The sequence below is a fragment of the Mesorhizobium sp. WSM4832 genome (assembly GCF_055811115.1).
This window is the reverse complement of record NZ_JBVVQH010000058.1, coordinates 1-953: the sequence shown is the minus strand read 5'-3', so window position 1 is coordinate 953 and position 953 is coordinate 1. Positions and strand designations below refer to the sequence as shown.

The 953-nt window shown below is 61.3% G+C and carries 1 protein-coding gene; it reads right to left on the bottom strand.

The genetic code is table 11. The features are described 5' to 3' along the window. The coding region (locus AC0L2L_RS33330) for an NAD-dependent epimerase (protein ID WP_473584019.1) at positions 1 to 941 on the bottom strand (941 nt) is incomplete at its 3' end. Positions 942 to 953: the final 12 nt, after the last annotated feature.

Sequence of the window (953 nt, the reverse complement as noted above, 5' to 3'; positions counted from 1 at the left end):
ATCACCTCTTCGAGCGAGGTCACGTCGGCGAAGGTTGCCGGCACGTCGCCCGGTTGGAGCGGCATCATGTTGCGGATTGCCTTGCGCCCAAGCGCGTCTTCCAGCACGTCGATCAGCCGGCTCAGCTCGACCGGTGAACTGTCGCCGATATTGTGGATCCTGAATGGCGCACTGCTTGTCGCAGGATCCGGCGCGGCATTTGTCCAATCGGGGTTTGGCGTCGCAGGATGCTGCATGACGCGGACCACCCCCTCGACGATGTCGTCGATGTAGGTGAAATCCCGCTGCATGTTGCCATGGTTGAAAACGTCGATCGGCTGGCCGGCGAGGATGGCCTTGGTGAAGATGAACAGAGCCATGTCGGGCCGTCCCCACGGACCGTAGACGGTGAAGAAGCGCAGACCCGTCGTCGGCAGCCCGAACAGATGGCTGTAGGTGTGGGCCATCAGCTCGTTTGCCTTCTTGCTGGCGGCATAGAGGCTGAGGGGATGGTCGGCGGAATCATGCACGGAGAACGGCATGCGCGTGCTGCCGCCATAGATCGAGCTCGACGATGCATAGACGAGATGGCCGACCGAGGCCTGCCGGCATCCTTCCAGGATGTTGAGGAAGCCATTGAGATTGCTTTGCGCATAGACGTGCGGATTGATCAGCGAATAACGGACGCCCGCCTGTGCGGCGAGATTGACGACGATCTCCGGCGCGGCCGACGCAAAGACCCCCGAGATGCCATCGCTATCGGCGAGATCGGCATGCTCGAAGCGAAAGTTTGGGAACGCCTTCAGCCGCTCGAGCCGGGCTCGCTTCAGGGCGATGTCGTAATACTCGTTCATGGAATCGAGGCCGACAACCTGCCGGCCTTCGGCAAGCAGCCTATGGCAGAGGTGAAAACCTATGAAGCCGGCTGCGCCGGTGACCAGAATCGGCCTGCTTGACGTCAATGCATGCCCCTA